Genomic DNA, 16171 nt, shown 5'->3' on the forward strand with positions numbered 1-16171 from the left:
TCCCCTCGGGTCAGCGGAACGTGAACGGGCGGTGGTGGTTGGCCAGGTCGACGAGGCCGGAGCGGTCGGCCCGGTCCCCGGCCTGCCGGGCGAGCGCCCGGTAGCACTTCTCCAGCAGCGCGCGCAGCGCGTCTTCCGGCCCGTCGGGCGCGGGCCGCGAGCCGAACTCGGCCTCGTGCACGACCGCCTCCAACCGGGTGCGCGACTCGCCGGTCGCCGCGCCGCCGTCCAGGTACAGCGCCGCCAACCGGGTGGTGGCGGCGGCCAGGTCCGCCGCGTCCGGGCGCGCGCCGCCCGGCAGCGTCCCGCTGAGCACCCGCACGGCGGCGATCCGCGCCGCGTCGTGGTGCCGGGAGATCGCGGGCGTCTCGTCCAGCAGCGCCACCGCGCCCTCGCGGTCGCCGCGCGCGAGGTGCGCGCGGGCCAGCCCGAACACCGCGCCGGCCACCGCGCGGTCCCGCCGCCACGCCGCGAGGTAGTGCGATTCGGCCGCGTCGAGGTCGCCCGCGCGCTCGGCGCAGTAGGCCAGCGCCAGCCTCGGCACGACCTCGCCGGGCAGCGCCGCGTACACCTCGTCGAAGAGCTCGTGGGCCGGGGTGAGGTCCGGGTCCTCCCCGGCCGCCCCGGCGAGCAGCACCAGGCCCTCGTGCCAGGGCAGCCGCCAGTCCGGCGCGCCGCCCACCAGCGCGCGCGCCGTCGCCAGGCCGGCGCGGGCCGCGTCGAGGTCGTCGGCGGCGAGCCCGGTGCGGCACCGGGCGAGCGCGGACTCGACCGTGGGCAGGTCGGCCGCCACCAGCGCGGCCAGCAGCCGGGGCGCGTCCCCGTCCGCCGCGTCGAGCAGCGCGGCGGACGGGTCGTCGGCGGGCACCCGGGGGTCGGGCAACCCGACCGCGACGGCGCGCGGGGACGGCGTGCCGAAGTCCAGCGGCAGGTCGTGCAGCGGGGTCCCGGCCGGCCGCCGGGTCCAGCGGGTCAGCGGCGGCACCGCGCCCAGGCCGGCGTCCAGCAGCACCGCGTTGGACCCGAACACCTCGGACGGCTCCGGGCGCGGCCTGCCGTCGCGCAGCGCGGCGATCTCCCGCTGCACGCCGCGCAACTGGTCGGCCATCTCCGCCGCGCCGCCGAACCGGCGGGCCGGGTCGGGGTCCTTGGCCCGCGCGCACAGCCGCCGGAACGACTCGATGCCCGGCGCGATCCGCCGCTGGTCGAGCAGGTGCCGGTCGGGGGGCACGTGCTGGCCGGTGTGGTCGGCGGTCGACCGGTAGAGCTGGTGCAGGGTCTCGCCGACGGTGTGGATCTCCGAGCGCACGGTCAGCCCGTGCTCCTCGATCTCGGCCCGGGACACCTGGAACCGGGGGGTGCCGACGATCTGGCTGGTCCGGTCGTCGGCCTTGCGCACCCCGCCGAGGTCGATCAGCTTGATCCGGTTGGCGCGGCTGCCCTGCCCGTCCGGCCGCATGATCACGTTGTCCGGCTTGAGGTCGCAGTAGAGCAGGTCGCGTTCGTGCAGGTGGTCCAGCGCGGCCAGGACCTGGAGCACGCAGGTGATCACGTGCTCGGTCAGCAGCGGTTCGCTGAGCACGCCGCGCCCGTGCTGGGCGTGCGCGGCCACGGCGCTCAGCGGCAGCCCGCTCACGTACTCCATCACGATGTACTCGCGCGATTCGCGGGTGTGCGCGTCCGGGTGCTCGACGAAGTTGTAGACCCCGACGATGTTCGGGTGGTCGATCTGGGTCAGCGCCCACAGCTCGGTCCGGCTCAGCGCGACGTCCGCGGTGTCGATCAGTCCTTTGAGGACGCACAGCCGGCCGTTGAGCCGCCGGTCCTCGGCCAGGTACACCCACCCCAGGCCGCCCCGGTCGATGCACCCGAGCACCTCGTAGCGCTGCTCCACGACCGCGCCGGGGTCGAGGCTCGGCAGGAACGAGAACGGCTTGCCGCAGGCCAGGCAGTAGCCCGACCCGCCGGCCGGCAGCCGGTCGCGGTCCGGGCACCCCTCGCCGGCGCACCGGCGCTTGCGCTCCGGCACCCGGAAGTCGGTGAGTATCCGGCTCGACGGGTCCGGGAACTCGAACACCGGCAGGACGTCCGGGTCGCTCTGCCGGGAGCGCCGGGTGCGGTCCGGGCCCGGCACCGGCGCGGCCGTCGCCGGCGACACCGCCCCGGTCGGCGCGCCCGCGTCGGGCGGCAGGTCGCAGGTGTCGCAGTAGCCGGTCTCGTCGATCGAGCCGGCGCACCCGGTTCTGGCGCAGCGCGTCACGTGGTCCCCTTCTCCTCGACCGCCCGGCGCACCGCGTCCTGGTAGGCCCGGACGGCGGCGTGCGTCGTCGACCGGTCCCCGTCGAGCGCCGCCGCGTCGGCCCGCCGGTACGCCTCGCCGAGCGCCAGGTCCTCGGCCAGCCCGTGCTCGTTCGCCACCGTCCGCAGCACGTCGAGCAGCCCGCGGTCGTCGGCGATCGCCCGCGCCCGGCCGACCCGCCGCTCGGCCCGCGCCAGCCGGCGCTCGAAGTCGCCCAGCCGCCGGGCCACCGCCGCCGGGTCCAGCCCGGCCGCCCGGCGCAGCGCGGTCAGCCGCAACAGCCACTCCGCGTTGTCGGGCAGTGCCGCGATCCGGTCCGCGTACGCCTCCACCACCGTCGCCACGGACTCCGCGACCAGTCCGCGCGCGGCTTCGAGCCCCTCGGGACCGTCCCGGCGGAAACCCAGGACCAGTCGCCCGCCCGCCCGCAGCACCGGCCGGATCACCTCGTCCACCAGCGCCCGGGGCTGCTCGGCCTCGTCCACGCCGTCCAGCACGATCGTCATCGGCGGCGCGCCCGCCCGCAGCCGTTCCGACGCGCTTTCCGCCGCGTGCACGGCCAGCCCCGCGCGGCTCACGATCCGCGCCGACACCTCGTCCACCGTGCGCCCGCCGACGTCCAGCGCCAGGTCGACACCGGGCGCGTCACCGGCTTCGGTCCGCCCGCTGGACACCGCGACCGCCTGGCGCACCGCGTCGAGCTCGTCGCCGAGCACGACCAGCACCGCCGCGCCCCGGTGCCGCCGGCGCAGCCAGTCCGCGAGCTCCGCGACCGCGCCGGCCGGCTCGCCCCGGACCCCGGTGAACAGCGGGTCGATCCCGGTGTCGCCGACGATCCACCGGGCCACCGGCGGCAGGTGGGCGGCCACCACGTCGACCGGGATCATCCAGGACAGGCCGGCCGAGGTGCCGCCGTAGCGGGCGACCACGATGCCCAGCACGTCACCGGTGGCCGAGTCCGCGACCCCCGCGCCGCTGAACCCCACCCGCACCGGCTGCTCGGTCGGCGAGCGCGGGTTCATCTGGAGCCACTCGGCCCCGGAGTGCCCGAACAGCGTCTGCCTGGTCCACACGCCCACGTCCAGTCCCTGCGGGTGGCCGAGCACGTGCACGTGCCGGTCGAACGTCAACGCCACCCGGCGCAGCGTGGCCGCGCGCCCGGGGGGCTGGGCCACCTCCAACCGCAGCAGCGCGACGTCACCGCGCCCGTCCTCGCCCGGCGGCACGGACAACCCCGTGATCACCCGGGCGGGTGAGCTCGGCGTCCCCTCGACACCCACCAGGTCGGCCATCAGGTCTTCGTGGCCGGTCACGACGTGCGCGCAGGTGAGCACGTGGGTGCGGTCGACCAGGACGCCCGCGCCCAGCACCGGGCCCGACCCGCCCCGGCGGATGCGGACCCGCCACGGCTCCCGGCCGTCGCGCGGCGGGGGTGGGGGCTGCCGGGTGGTCACCCGTGGCAGGTTAAGCAGAACCGGTGCCCGGTCGGCCGCGCTTCCCGCCCACGACAACCGATCGGACCAGTGGAAACTTCCGGATTCCCGCTGCGTTGGCCTCTTCTGCGCGGTCCGGGCGTCGTTGCTCTGTCCGGGTGGTGTGCCCGGTCGGCCGGACGCGCGGTGGGCGGGTGCGGAAGACTCGGCCGCGCCGCGAGCCCGTTCGCCGGTCGAGGGGTGGGATGCGACCTCCAGTTGCCGCAACCGAGGCCGGGTTGCGCCGGACAGGCCGTCGGTACGCCGTCCTGATGCGCACGGCCGTGGTGGTGTGCGCCGGCGGTGCCGCGCTGGTCCAGTGCGCACCCGGTCAACGGCCGTGGGTCGCGTCGGTGGTCGTGGGGCTGTGGGTGTGGAGCGCGTGGTACGTGCGGTGGGGCGGTGCCCGGCTGCTCGTGGCGGACACGGCGGTCGTCGTGGCGCTGTGCGTGGCGCAGCGGTGGATCGTGCCGGTGGAGGCGTTGAGCGACAGCACGAACTGGGTGCTCGCGATCGTCTCGTGCACGGCCGTCGCGCACCAGTGGCTCACCTCGACGCGCCGGGGAGCGCTGCTGACCGCGGTCCTGGTGGTGGCGCTGCTGGCCGGTGACGTCCTCGCCGCGCCGCAGGGGTGGGGCACGGCGGTGTCGACCGGGCTGTGGACCGTCGTCGAGGCGGCCCTGTCGCGGCTGCTGTTCCTGCTGGTGCGCAACGGTTCGCGGCGCGCCGACCGGGCGGTCGCGGCGGGCGCGCGGGCCCGGACGGACGCGGCGGTCGCGGCGGCGCGCCGCGACGACGAGCGCGAACACCTGGCGCTGCTGCACGACACCGCCGCGTCGACGCTGCTCGCGGTCGGGTCGCGGATGGTCGAGCGCGTCGAGCCGTGGCTGGCCGACCAGGCCGCGCGGGACCTGGCCGCGCTCGCCGCGCCACCCGGTTTCCCGGAGGGCCGGGAGGACCTGGCCCGGCTGTTGGGCGAGGTGGCCCGGCACGCGCCGGTAGCGGTGTCGCTGCGGTCGCCGGACACCGTGCCGGTGGGCGCGGTGCGGGGCGCGGCGGTGAGCGCGGCGGTGCGGGAGGCGTTGACCAACGTGGCCCGGCACGCCGGGGTCGGGACCGCCGAGGTGCTGGTGCGCCGGGCGGGCGGGCTGGTGGTCGTGGAGGTGGTCGATCGGGGCCGGGGCTTCGCGCCGGGGTCGGTGCCGGCGCACCGGCGCGGGCTGTCGTGCTCGGTGCGGCAGCGCCTGGCCCGGATCGGCGGGCGGGCGGTCGTGACCAGCCGTCCCGGCGCGGGGACCAGCATCCGCCTGGAGTGGCCGGATGGGTGAGCCGGACAGCGCACTCGTGCTGGACCGGCTGCTGCACGGGTTGCGCCTGGCGATCCTGGCCATCACGGTCACCACGCTGTGCGGGTTCGCCCTGCCGCTGCTCGCGGCCGACCCCGGGTTCTACCGGGACCCGGCCCGGCAGGTGGTCGCCTTCGCGCTGCTGTGCGCGGTGGCGCTGGTGGCCGGCGGGCAGGTGCTGCGCAGGCGGTTCGCGGGCCGGTCGCGGTGGGTGCTGGTGGCGGTGGTGTTCGCCGCGTCGGCGTCGGCCACCACTGGGATCTCGGCCGACCGGCTGATGTCGGAGGCCGAGTGGTCCTACGGGGTGATCGGCTGGTTCCTGCTGTTGCTGCTGGTCGACCGCGGTGCGGTGGCACCGGCGGTGTGCCTCGGGCTGCACACCGCGATCGCCTTCGGCCAGCTCGCGCTCGTCGGGCGGGCGCACGAGTCGGCCGACCTCGTGGTCGTCACCGCCGTCGTGCTCGGGTGCGAACTGCCGGTGCTGGCGGCGGGGGTGGCCCTGCGCGGGCTCGCGACCACCTCGGCGGCGGCGTCCCGGCGGGCCGAGCGGGTGCGGACCGCCGACGCCATCGCCGAGCACCTGCACGCCGACCGGCAGGCCAGGTACGCCGATCTCGCGGGCACGACCGTGTCGCTGCTGACCGACCTGACCACCGGCGCGGCGGACCTGGCCGACGACCGGGTGCGCGCCGCGTACGCGGTGGCGGCGGCGCGGCACCGGCGGCTGTTCGCCGAGCACGACGACGTCGTGGACCCGCTGCTGCACGAGTTGCGGGCGTGCGTGGACCTGGCCGAGCGCAAGGGGGTCGCGGTGTACCTGGGCACTTGCGGTGACCGGCCGACACCGCCGCCGGAGGTGCGCCGGGCGTTGACCGAGCCCGCGTTGCGGATCATGGCGAGGGCCGCGCGGGCGCGCGTCACCGTGCTCGGGTCGCCCGGCGGGGTCGCGGTGAGCGTGCTGGCCGACGCGCCGGCCGCCGAGGAGGGCGAGGTCACCGGCGCGGCGGCGGAAGACCGGGCGGCGGGGGTGACCGTGACGCGCCGGGTGGACGGGTCCGACGTCTGGGTGGAGGCCACGTGGCGAGTGCGGGACTGACCACGGTGGTGGTCGTGGACGACCACCCGGCGATCGTGGCCGGGCTCGTCGCCTGGTGCGCCGACGCCGACCCGCCGGTCCGCGTGGTGGACTCCGGCGCGACGCCGGCTGCGGCGTGGACCGACCCCGGGCTGTCCGCCGACGTGGTCGTGTTCGACCTGCACCTGGCCGGCCAGGTGCCGGCGTGGACGGACCTGCGGCGGCTGGTCGAGGCCGGGCGGCGGGTCATCGTCTACACGATGCGGGAGGACCGCGACACCATCCTGGTGTGCCTGGAGCTCGGCGCGTTCGCCTACCTGGCCAAGACCGAGGGCCCCGACCACCTGGTGCCCGCGATCCAGGCGGCCGGCCGCGACCGCCCGTGCACGCCGCCGGCCATGGCCCGCGCGATCAGCACCGACACCCGGCCCGGACGGCCCCGGTTGACACCGCGCGAGACCGACGTGCTGGTCAACTGGTTCGCCTGCGAGTCCAAGGAGATGGTCGCCCGCAAGCTCGGCCTCTCGGTGCGGACGGTGAACAGCTACATCGACCGCGTCCGCATCCGGTACGCCGAGGCCGGTCGGCCCGCGCCGACGAAGGCCGCGCTGGTGGCCCGCGCGATCCAGGACGGCCTGGTGCGGCTGGACGAGCTGTAGCGGGGGAGCCGGACCGGCTGTCGGGCGCTCCGGTGCGGGCGGCGGGGCGCGCGGTCGGTGGGGGGCGCGCGGTCAGCCGACGGGGTCGCGCGAGCGGCCCAGGGCGGCGCTCACGGACCGCGCGGCGTGCCGGACGGCGTCGGCGAAGTGCCCCCGTCCTCGGAGGTCGGGCGCGACCGCGCCGATCGTGCCGACCTGCTGGCCGGTCGGGGTGAGCACCGGGGTGGAGATGACGTCGAGGTCCTGCGGCACCGGGCACCCCGGTCTCAGCAGCAGCACGTCCTCGGGTCTGGCGAGGCCGGTCGCGGCGATCAGGTCCTCCCGCTGGCAGCGCACGGTGAGCACGGCGCTGACCCGGGTGGCGGTGGCCAGCGCGTGCAGCGGGCGGCGGGCGGCGGTCAGCAGGTGCGGGTAGGGCTCCCACGCCTGGCCGAGCCGGAACACGTGCGAGCCCAGCCGGTACAGGCCGTCCGCGCGCTCCACCACGCCCAGCGCCTCCAGTTGTTGCAGCAACCGGTGCGTGGTGGCTTTGGGTATTCCGCAATAATGTGCGATCCAGGTCAGCCCTACGCCATCCGAACGGCTCACCAGTGCGTCCAACAGGGTGAATGCCCGGCCGAGCACGCCACGTTCCAACTCCGTCTGGTTCATGTCTTATTGCACCCCCTCGGGTCGTCATTCAACCGGAAGTTCCTTTCCGGTCCACTGAGCGGAACAGGTGATTTCGGAGCTGTCCACCGGTCGCAGACTGTCGACATGCGAATTTTCCGGAAACAACTCGTCGCCACCGCGACCGCGGTCGCGGCCCTTGTGGTGGGGCTGCCCGCGGGGCACGCCGCCGCCGCTCAGGACGACGAGGTCGAGACTCGTTCGACCGCTTCCGACTCGTCACCCCAAAGAGTGGTGGGTGACTTCAACGGTGACGGAACGGATGATGTCGCCGTCTGGCGGCCGAGCAACGGCACCTGGTATGTGCAGGGGCAGTTCACCGTGCAATGGGGCGTCGCCGGCGACATACCGGTGGCCGCCGACTACAACGGCGACAACATCACCGACATCGCCGTGTGGCGGCCGAGCAACGGCACCTGGTACGTGCGCGGGATCGCCACGGTGCAGTGGGGCGTGGGCGGCGACGTCCCCGTCGTCGGCGACTACAACGGCGACAACCACGCCGATTACGCGGTGTGGCGGCCGAGCAACGGCACCTGGTACGTGCGCGGCATCGCCACCGTGCAGTGGGGTAGCGGCGAAGACATCCCGATCGTGGGCGACTACAACGGCGACAACCGTGACGACTACACGGTGTGGCGACCCAGTAACGGCACCTGGTACGCGCGCAACATCGCCACCGTGCAGTGGGGCGTCGGCGGCGACATCCCGGTGACGGGTGATTTCAACGGCGACAACACCTCGGACCTCACCGTGTGGCGGCCCAGCAACGGCACCTGGTACGTGCGCAACATCGCCACCGTGCAGTGGGGCGTCGGCGGGGACATCCCGGTTTCCGGTGATTTCAACGGCGACAACCGGACCGACTACACGGTGTGGCGACCGAGCACCGGCGTCTGGTGGGCCCGCAACCTGTTCACCGTCGCGTGGGGTGTGGGAGGGGACATCCCGGTGTGATTCGGCGGGTGCCGGCAGTTCTTCGCCGGTGCCCGGTCGAGCGAAACCCGGTGCGGGATCGCGGCCTCCGCGATCCCGCACCGGACCGCGTCGGGAATCCCGTCAGGTGGGACGCGGAAAAAGCCGTGCGGCACCCTTGAAGCACCGACGACGGTGTTATCGGAAATGGGGTGCGCGGTGGGCGACGTGGTCCAGGAACACGCTCAGGGGTTCGCGGAGCGGTGGCAGGAGTGGAAGGACGAGCGCGAGCGGCGGCTGGCCGACCCGCACGGCTGGTTGGCGCTGGTGTCGCTGGACTGGTTGGCGGACGCGCCCCGCGCCTACCCCGGTCTGCCCGGCCTGTGGTGGCAGGACGCGGACGCGGCGCACTTCGACCCGCAGGGCGCGGAGGCCGTCCACGAGGGCGCGCCGGTCACCGGACCGCTGCGGTTCGAGCTGGTCAAGAGCGGTCTCGGCGCGCGGGTCGTGGTGGGCGACGTGGAGGTCGAGGTGGCCCGCCGGGGCGGCTACCTGATCCGGGTGCACGACCCGGCGGCCCCCGCGCTGGGCGCGTTCCGGGGCGTGCCGAGCTACCGGCCGCGACCGGAGTGGGTGCTCACCGGCACCTTCGAGCCGTTCGACGAACCCCGCCCGACCACGGTCGGCGCGGTGGTCGAAGGGCTCAGCCACGTCTACACCGCGCCCGGCGTGGTGCGGTTCCGGCGCGGAGCCGACGAGCACGTGCTGACCGTGTTCAACGGCAACGCGGGCGGGCTGAGCATCCTGTTCACCGACGGCACCAGCGGTGTCACGACCTACGCGGCGAACCGGTCGCTGGCGGTGCCCGAGCCCGCGGCGGACGGCACGGTCGAACTGGACTTCAACCGCGCGGTGAACCTGCCGTGCGCGTTCACCGACTACGCGACGTGCCCGCTGCCCCCGGAGGGCAACCGGCTGCCGTTCGACGTCGAAGCGGGGGAGCTGATCCCCTACGAGCGGCCCTGAGCCGGCACGCGGTCCCGCAGCGGCTGCGCCACCGCTGCGGGACCGCGTGCCGACGCCCCGCGTCAGGCGTCCCGCATCCCGGCGACGATCGACGTGCGCGCCGCCCGCCGGGCCGGGACGAGCGCCGCGAGCACCGACGCGAGCACCGCCACCAGCGCCGCCGCGCCGAGCTCCCCGAACGGCACGACGAAGTCCAGCGGCTGGTGGGGCGTGGACACCGCCCGCGTCAGCAGCCACGCCGAGACGAGGCCGAGCGCCAGGCCGAGGACCGCGCCCATCGACGCCACCAGCAGCGACTCGATCACCAGCACGCCCCGCAACTGCCCCCTGGTCAGCCCCAGCGCGCGCAACAGCGCGGACTCCCCGGTGCGCTCCAGCACCGACAGCGACAGCGTGGTGGCGATGCCGAACACCGCGATGAGCACGGCCAGCCCGACCAGCGCCCAGATGAACACCACCATCCGGCGGGTGCTCTCGCCCGCCCGCTCCCGGGCCTCGGCGGAGCTCTCCACCCGGGCCACCGGTGACGAGGCCACGGCCCGGTCCACCGCCTCCCGGCCGTCGGCGGCGGCCACCCCGGGCTTGAGCTCGACCAGGATCTCGGTGTACCCGGTGGCCGCCGGCTGGAGCTGCCGCCAGGTGTCCAGCCCGACCAGCCCCAGGTCCAGCCCCTCGCTCGGGCCGTACACCGCGACGACCTCCAGGTCCCGCCCGATGCGCGGCTCGTCGTAGGAGGTGGTCGGCACCGTGTCGCCGACCGCGTACCCGCTCTGCTCGGCCAGCTCCTCGCTCAGCGCGAGCTCGCCCGGACCCAGCCGGTCGAGCGACCCGCTGATCACGGCGGGCCGGACGACGGTGCCGATCGCGTCCTCGCGCACGGCGGTGAGCTGGGCGGGCGCACCACCCACGTCCGCGTTGAACGCGGTGCGCGGCGCGGCGACGGCGACCTGCGGGAGACCGGCGAGCCGGTCGACCAGGGGATCGGTCAGCGGCCGGTCGTAGACGGCGCTGGACACCGTGTAGTCGGCCGGGAACTGCACGTCGAGCCGGCGTTCCGCGCCTGCCCGCACTCCGGCGGCAACACCGGTGACCATGGTGACGACGGCCAGCCCGATGGTCAGCGCGGCGGTGGTGGCGGCGGTCCGCCGGGGGTTGCGGTGGGCGTTGGCCGTGGCGAGCCTGGCCGGCACGCCGAACAGCGCGCGGGGCAGCGCGCCCAGCGCCCCGGTGACCGGCCCGACCAGGACCGGCCCGAGCACCAGCGCCACGCCCAGCAGCAGGACCGACGCGGCGGTGGCGAGCACCGCGCCCGCGCCGTCGCCGATGTCCAGGCCGACCACCGCCGCGACCACGCCGGCCGCCGCCAGGACCGTTGCGAGCACGATCCGCCCCCGCCCGATCCGCCCGGTCACCGGCCCGTCGGGCGAGGTCCGCAACGCCGCGACCGGCGCGACCCGGGTCGCCCGGCGCGCCGGCAGCACGGCGGCGAGCATCGTGACCAGGACGCCCACCGCGAAGGCGATGATCACGGTCCGCTTCGACAACGGCGTGTAGACCGTGAAGTCCGCGCCGCGCGAGCTGAACGAGCTGATGCCGATCTGGAGCAGCGCCGAGACGCCCAGCCCGCCGAGCAGGCCCAGCGCCGAGGCGATCACCCCCGTCACCGCCGCCTCCGCCAGCACGCCGCCGAACACCTGCCCGCGCCCCGCGCCCACGCACCGCAGCAACGCCAGTTCCCGGGTCCGCTGGGACACCAGCACGGTGAAGGTGTTGCCGATGACCAGCGCGGCCACCAACAGCGCGATCACCGAGAACGTGGTCAGGAACCTGGTGAAACTCCCCGACTCGGGCGCGGTCTGCCGGACCAGCGCGGCGACCGACTCGTCGCCGGTGGCCACCGCGACGTCGGTGCGGATGAGCGCGGCGTCGACCGCCGCGGTGAGCTGCCGCTGGTCCACGCCCGGCGCGGCGCGGGCCACGATCTCGGTGAACCCCCGGTCGGGGGCGACCGCGCGCAGCGCGCCGGGCAGCACGACGACCTCGGTGCCGCCCGCCAGCTCACCGGAGGTCACGGCCGGCCGGAACGTGCCGACCAGGGTGAACGCCCGCTCTTGGTCGTCCGCGCCGAGCAGCGCGACCCGCTGCCCCAGCGCGTACCCCGCCTCGGCGGCGGTCACGGTGTCCAGCGCCACCTCGTGGTCGTCGTCCGGGTAGCGCCCCTCGGCCCGGTCGAACGGCCGCAACCGCTCGTCGGCCGGCAGCGCGACGACCCGCGCCGCGAGGGCCCGGCCCCCCGGGTCGACCAGCGGCACGGCCGCCGACTCGCGACCCTCGGCCGCCGCCACGCCGGGCACCCCCCGGACCACCTCCAGCGCGGCCCGGTCGAGCGGGCGGTCCGGGCGGTACGCCCCGACCGCGATGGTCACCGAGACGTCCACGTCGCGGGCCGTCCTGGCGTAGGCGTCGCGCAGACCGGCCTGCGACGCGTCGGTCAGCACCAGCGACCCGGTGACGAACGCGACGCCCAGCGCGATCGCCACCGAGGAGAGCACCAGGCGCGCGGTGCGGGCGCGCAGCCCGGCCAGGATCGTGCGCAGCATCAGATCCCCCCGAGGTGCTTGAGCGCGGAGAGCACGGAGTCGGCGGTCGGGTTGTCGATCTCGCCGGCCGACCGGCCGTCGGCCATCAGCACGACGCGGTCGGCGTAGGAGGCGGCCACCGGGTCGTGGGTCACCATGATCACGGTCTGGCCGAGTTCGCGCACCGACATCCGCAGGAAGTCCAGCACCTCCGCGCCGGAGCGCGAGTCCAGGTTGCCGGTCGGCTCGTCGGCGAAGACCACGTCCGGCTTGGCCACCAGCGCCCGCGCGCAGGCCACCCGCTGCTGCTGCCCGCCGGACAGCTCGGTCGGCTTGTGCCGCAACCGGTCGCGCAGGCCCAGCACGTCGACGATGGTGTCGAACCACGCCCGGTCGGGCTTGCGGCCCGCGAGCTCCAGCCCGAGCAGGACGTTGGCCTCGGCGCTCAGCGTGGGCAGCAGGTTGAACGCCTGGAACACGAACCCGACCCGGTCCCGGCGCAGCCTGGTCAGGTCCCGGTCGGACAACCCGGTGATCGCGGTCCGTCCGATGTGGACCGAACCGGCGTCGACCGGGTCCAGCCCGGCCAGGCAGTGCATCATCGTCGACTTGCCCGACCCGGACGGGCCCATGATCGCGGTGAACCGGCCGGCCGCGAACTCGACGCTGACCCCGTCCAGCGCCCGGACGGCGGTGTCGCCGGTCCCGTGGACCTTCACCAGGTCCCGGGCGGCGACGGCGGTGCGGACACCCTCCGGCCGGGGTGTCGACGCCAGTTCCACCATGTTCTGCTCCCTGTCGCGTGCGGGCCGCCGGTGTGCGGCACCGGCCCGCGCCCAGGCTGGCAGGCACCCGCTGAGCGCCGGCTGAAGCGACCTGAAGATCGCTTCAGGCCGGGCCGCACCGGTCTGGGAGGATGGCGGCCGTGCGGGTACTGGTGGTCGAGGACGAGCGGCGGCTGGCCGAGGCGCTCCAGTGGGGACTGGAGGCGGACGGCTACGCCGTGGACATCGCGCACGACGGCGGCGAGGGCCTGACCCTCGCCCAGCAGCACCCGTACCAGGCGATCGTCCTGGACATCATGCTCCCGGTGCTCAACGGCTACCGGGTGTGCGCCGAGCTGCGGCAGCGCGGCGTGACCACGCCGATCCTCATGCTCACCGCCAAGAACGGCGAGTACGACGAGGTCGAGGCGCTGGACACCGGTGCCGACGACTTCCTGCGCAAGCCGTTCTCCTACCCGGTGCTCACCGCGCGGCTGCGCGCGCTGATGCGCCGTGGACCGTCCGGGCGCGAACCGGTGATCAGGGTCGGTGACCTGGCCGTCGACCCGGGGCGGCGGACCTGCCGGCGGGCCGGGCAGGAGATCCCGTTGACCGCCAAGGAGTTCGCCGTGCTGGAGTGCCTGGCCCGGCGGGCCGGTCAGGTCGTGTCCAAGGTGGACGTCCTGGAGCAGGTCTGGGACATGGCCTACGACGGGGACCCCAACATCGTGGAGGTCTACGTGAGCGCGTTGCGCCGCAAGGTCGACGCGCCGTTCGGCCGCCGCACGATCGGCACCGTGCGCGGCGCGGGCTACCGCCTGGTCGCCGATGCCTAGGTGGTGGCCGGTCTCGCTGCGCGCGAGCGCGGCGCTGGCCGCCGGACTGGCGTGCGCGGGCGTGTTCGGGCTGGGCGGCCTGGTGATGCGGACCATCGTCTACAACGGTCAGCTCCAGGCCGCCGAGAGCACCGCCCGCGTGGAGCTCGACCGGGTGGTCGACGACTTCCGGGCGGGTGCCCGGACCGCGCCCACCGGCGGTGGCGTGAGCGGCGACGCGATGTTCGAGATCGTGACCGACTCCGGCGAGGTCGTGGTGCGCAGCGCCACCCTGGCTCGACTCGACCCCGCCCGGCCCGCCCTGCCCCCGGCACCGGCGGACGCCCCGGCGGACTGGGCGGCGCGCACCACCGACGCGCTGCGACCGGGCGAGCACCCGGACTGGCGGGAGTACCGCTCCTACACCGTGCTGGGCGCGGTGGTCGACGACGTGCCCGCCGCCCTCGTCGAGCCGCTGGGCCGGGCCGAGGTGACCCCGCGCGCGGGCCTGGCGGGCCGGGACGGGCCCCGCCGCTACCGGCTCACCGCCTACCTGTTCGTGCTGCCGTGGGACGCCCAGTCCGCAGCGCGCGGCGTGAGCCAGGTGCTGCTGCACGCCGTCCCGCCGGCCGTGCTGTTCGTGGCCGTGGTCGCGTGGCTGGCCACCGGCCGCGCGCTGCGCCCGGTGGAGGCGATCCGGCGCGGGATGGCCGAGATCAGCGAGCACGACCTCGACCGCCGGGTGCCCGTGCCGCCGTCGCGGGACGAGGTGTCCGGGCTGGCGCGCACCACCAACGCGACGCTCGACCGGCTGGAGCGGTCGTTGCGGCGGCAGCAGCAGTTCGTCGCCGATGCCAGCCACGAGCTGCGCAGCCCGCTGGCCAACCTGCGCGCCGGCCTAGAGGTGGCGCTGGTGCACGCCGACCGCGCCGACTGGCCGCGCACGGCCGGCCGCGCGCTCGCCGACGTCCAGCGCCTCCAGGACCTCACGGCGGACCTGCTGCTGCTGGCCGAGACCGAGGCGGCCGGCCCGGTGCCGCCGGTCGCGGTGGACCTCGCCGAACTCGCCCGCGAGCAGGCCGCCGAACGCGGGCTCGGCTGCGTCGCCGACGGACCCGCGCCGGTGCGCGGCTGGCCGGCGCACCTGGACCGGCTGCTGCGCAACCTGCTGGACAACGCGCAGCGGCACGCGCGGTCCGAGGTGACCGTGCGGGTCGCCGTGGACGGGCCGGACGTGGTGGTGGAGGTGTGCGACGACGGTCCCGGCATCCCGCCGGAGGACCGTGAGCGGGTGTTCGAGCGGTTCACCAGGCTGGACGACGCGCGGGCCCGGGACACCGGGGGTTCCGGCCTGGGACTGGCCATCGCGCGCGGAATCGTGCAGCGGCACGGCGGTACGCTGCGGGTGGCCGACAGCGACGCCGGAGCCCGGTTGGTGGCGACGCTGCCGGTGCTAACGGATCACCCCGCCGAAACGAGTCCACCTGCGTGAGAATCGTCCTCTTCGCCGTACTGGTCCTGATCGCGGGCTGTGCGACCACCGTGACGGGCAGCGCCGGCTCGACCGACGTCGCGGGCGCGGGCACCACCGGACAACCGCAACCCACCACCACGGAATCGAAGCCCACCACCACGGAGTCGGAGCCCACCAGGGAGTCGAGCGCGGACCCGACCACCGACACCCCGCTACCGCTGCCCCCGATCGACGAGTCCGCCCCCACCCGGTTCTGCGACCAGCCGTTCACCGGAGCCCTGGGCAAGCCGATGCTGGCGGCGGTCGTCGAAACCCCGTCGGGCAAACTGGACTGCGACCGGGCGGGCGCGGTGCTGGTCGACTACTACGCGGAACGCCACGACCCGATCACCGACCTCCCACCACTCGTCGTAGCCGGCATGACCTGCAACCAGATGCCGGAACCGGCGCTGCCGCAGGTGGTGTGCACGGACGGGGCGGACGTCATCTACTCGATGTGGCCCCAGACCTGACCGGGTCGCGTGCCGGCCTACGACGCCGGCCGAGTTCCGGTACCGGGGTGAACCGAATGAAAACGAGGATGCAACGGCCAAAACCCCCAGGTCAACAAGTCTCTTCCCCGCACACGCGGGGGTGGTCCGGGCGGCAGGGTGTTGCCTCGCTACGCGGAGGTCTCTTCCCCGCACACGCGGGGGTGGTCCTGACCCCGAGATGGGCGTGGGCCTGGCCTCGGACTCTTCCCCGCACACGCGGGGGTGGTCCACGGCCAGGGCGACCACGGGCGCGTACCGGTGCCCTCTTCCCCGCACACGCGGGGGTGGTCCGCCGTGTCACCCAGGTCGCGGCGGACCCCCCGACCTCTTCCCCGCACACGCGGGGGTGGTCCTGCCGTGGTTGGGGCCGTATCCGGACGCGCCGGCTCTTCCCCGCACACGCGGGGGTGGTCCGTTGGTGCGGGTCGGGCCGGTGGCCGTGACGGGCTCTTCCCCGCACACGCGGGGGTGGTCCCACCTGCGGGTCGAACTCGGTCGGGCTGAGGTCCTCTTCCCCGCACACGCGGGGGTGGTCCCCGACGCCT

13 protein-coding genes and 1 CRISPR repeat array (1 of these 14 running past the window's edge) are annotated in these 16171 nt (G+C 75.2%); of the genes, 8 read left to right on the forward strand and 5 right to left on the reverse strand.

Annotated elements, in window-relative coordinates:
- Positions 1–10: 10 nt before the first annotated feature.
- Together AB0G01_RS24750 and AB0G01_RS24755 are read right to left on the reverse strand one after the other, a co-directional pair.
- The gene (locus AB0G01_RS24750; RefSeq protein ID WP_360949370.1) at positions 11–2260 is read right to left on the reverse strand and encodes a tetratricopeptide repeat protein; all 2250 of its coding nucleotides are present in this window, start codon (positions 2258–2260) and stop codon (positions 11–13) included.
- Complete coding sequence (locus tag AB0G01_RS24755; RefSeq protein WP_360949372.1) at positions 2257–3753, reverse strand: serine protease; 1497 nt, start codon at positions 3751–3753, stop codon at positions 2257–2259. The genes AB0G01_RS24750 and AB0G01_RS24755 overlap by 4 nt, the downstream gene beginning before the upstream one ends.
- Positions 3754–4043: 290 nt before the next feature.
- On the opposite strand from AB0G01_RS24755, the gene AB0G01_RS24760 reads away from it, so the two are divergent.
- Genes AB0G01_RS24760 through AB0G01_RS24770 form a run of 3 tightly spaced genes read left to right on the forward strand, consistent with a single transcriptional unit; the run spans position 4044 to position 6851 of the window.
- Positions 4044–5099 (forward strand): ATP-binding protein, encoded by a 1056-nt coding sequence (locus AB0G01_RS24760; protein ID WP_360949374.1) that lies wholly within the window; start codon positions 4044–4046, stop codon positions 5097–5099.
- On the forward strand, positions 5092–6213 hold the full coding sequence (locus AB0G01_RS24765; protein WP_360949376.1) for a hypothetical protein: 1122 nt from the start codon (positions 5092–5094) through the stop codon (positions 6211–6213). Before AB0G01_RS24760 ends, AB0G01_RS24765 begins: the two co-directional genes overlap by 8 nt.
- Positions 6195–6851, forward strand: coding sequence for a response regulator transcription factor (locus AB0G01_RS24770; protein WP_360949378.1), 657 nt, complete (start codon positions 6195–6197; stop codon positions 6849–6851). Before AB0G01_RS24765 ends, AB0G01_RS24770 begins: the two co-directional genes overlap by 19 nt.
- Before the next feature lie 72 nt (positions 6852–6923).
- On the opposite strand, the gene AB0G01_RS24775 is transcribed toward AB0G01_RS24770, so the two are convergent.
- Complete coding sequence (locus tag AB0G01_RS24775; protein ID WP_360949380.1) at positions 6924–7502, reverse strand: helix-turn-helix domain-containing protein; 579 nt, start codon at positions 7500–7502, stop codon at positions 6924–6926.
- Between the two features lie 105 nt (positions 7503–7607).
- On the opposite strand from AB0G01_RS24775, the gene AB0G01_RS24780 reads away from it, so the two are divergent.
- On the forward strand, positions 7608–8477 hold the full coding sequence (locus tag AB0G01_RS24780) for a VCBS repeat-containing protein (RefSeq protein ID WP_360949382.1): 870 nt from the start codon (positions 7608–7610) through the stop codon (positions 8475–8477).
- Between the two features lie 186 nt (positions 8478–8663).
- A complete protein-coding gene (locus AB0G01_RS24785) occupies positions 8664–9461 on the forward strand; it encodes a DUF1684 domain-containing protein (RefSeq protein WP_360949384.1) in 798 nt (265 codons plus the stop codon).
- Positions 9462–9523: 62 nt separating this feature from the next.
- Here the strand turns inward: AB0G01_RS24785 and AB0G01_RS24790 are convergent, their stop codons facing one another.
- Both AB0G01_RS24790 and AB0G01_RS24795 read right to left on the reverse strand, forming a co-directional pair.
- A complete protein-coding gene (locus AB0G01_RS24790) occupies positions 9524–12061 on the reverse strand; it encodes an FtsX-like permease family protein (RefSeq protein WP_360949386.1) in 2538 nt (845 codons plus the stop codon).
- Positions 12061–12825 (reverse strand): ABC transporter ATP-binding protein, encoded by a 765-nt coding sequence (locus AB0G01_RS24795; protein WP_360949388.1) that lies wholly within the window; start codon positions 12823–12825, stop codon positions 12061–12063. Before AB0G01_RS24795 ends, AB0G01_RS24790 begins: the two co-directional genes overlap by 1 nt.
- A gap of 140 nt (positions 12826–12965) precedes the next feature.
- Here AB0G01_RS24795 and AB0G01_RS24800 point away from each other — a divergent pair, with 140 nt between their 5' ends.
- The 3 genes from AB0G01_RS24800 to AB0G01_RS24810 are packed head-to-tail and all read left to right on the forward strand — an operon-like array spanning position 12966 to position 15605.
- Positions 12966–13640, forward strand: a complete 675-nt coding sequence (locus AB0G01_RS24800) for a response regulator transcription factor (protein WP_360949390.1) — start codon at positions 12966–12968, stop codon at positions 13638–13640.
- Complete coding sequence (locus tag AB0G01_RS24805) at positions 13633–15111, forward strand: ATP-binding protein (RefSeq protein WP_360949392.1); 1479 nt, start codon at positions 13633–13635, stop codon at positions 15109–15111. Before AB0G01_RS24800 ends, AB0G01_RS24805 begins: the two co-directional genes overlap by 8 nt.
- Positions 15108–15605 (forward strand): hypothetical protein, encoded by a 498-nt coding sequence (locus AB0G01_RS24810; RefSeq protein WP_360949394.1) that lies wholly within the window; start codon positions 15108–15110, stop codon positions 15603–15605. The genes AB0G01_RS24805 and AB0G01_RS24810 overlap by 4 nt, the downstream gene beginning before the upstream one ends.
- Before the next feature lie 100 nt (positions 15606–15705).
- A CRISPR array of direct repeats spans positions 15706–16171; the repeat unit is 28 nt; unit sequence CTCTTCCCCGCACACGCGGGGGTGGTCC (it continues 906 nt past the right edge of the window).

It is taken from the genome of Actinosynnema sp. NPDC023587, assembly GCF_040640215.1.
GTDB lineage: Bacteria > Actinomycetota > Actinomycetes > Mycobacteriales > Pseudonocardiaceae > Actinosynnema.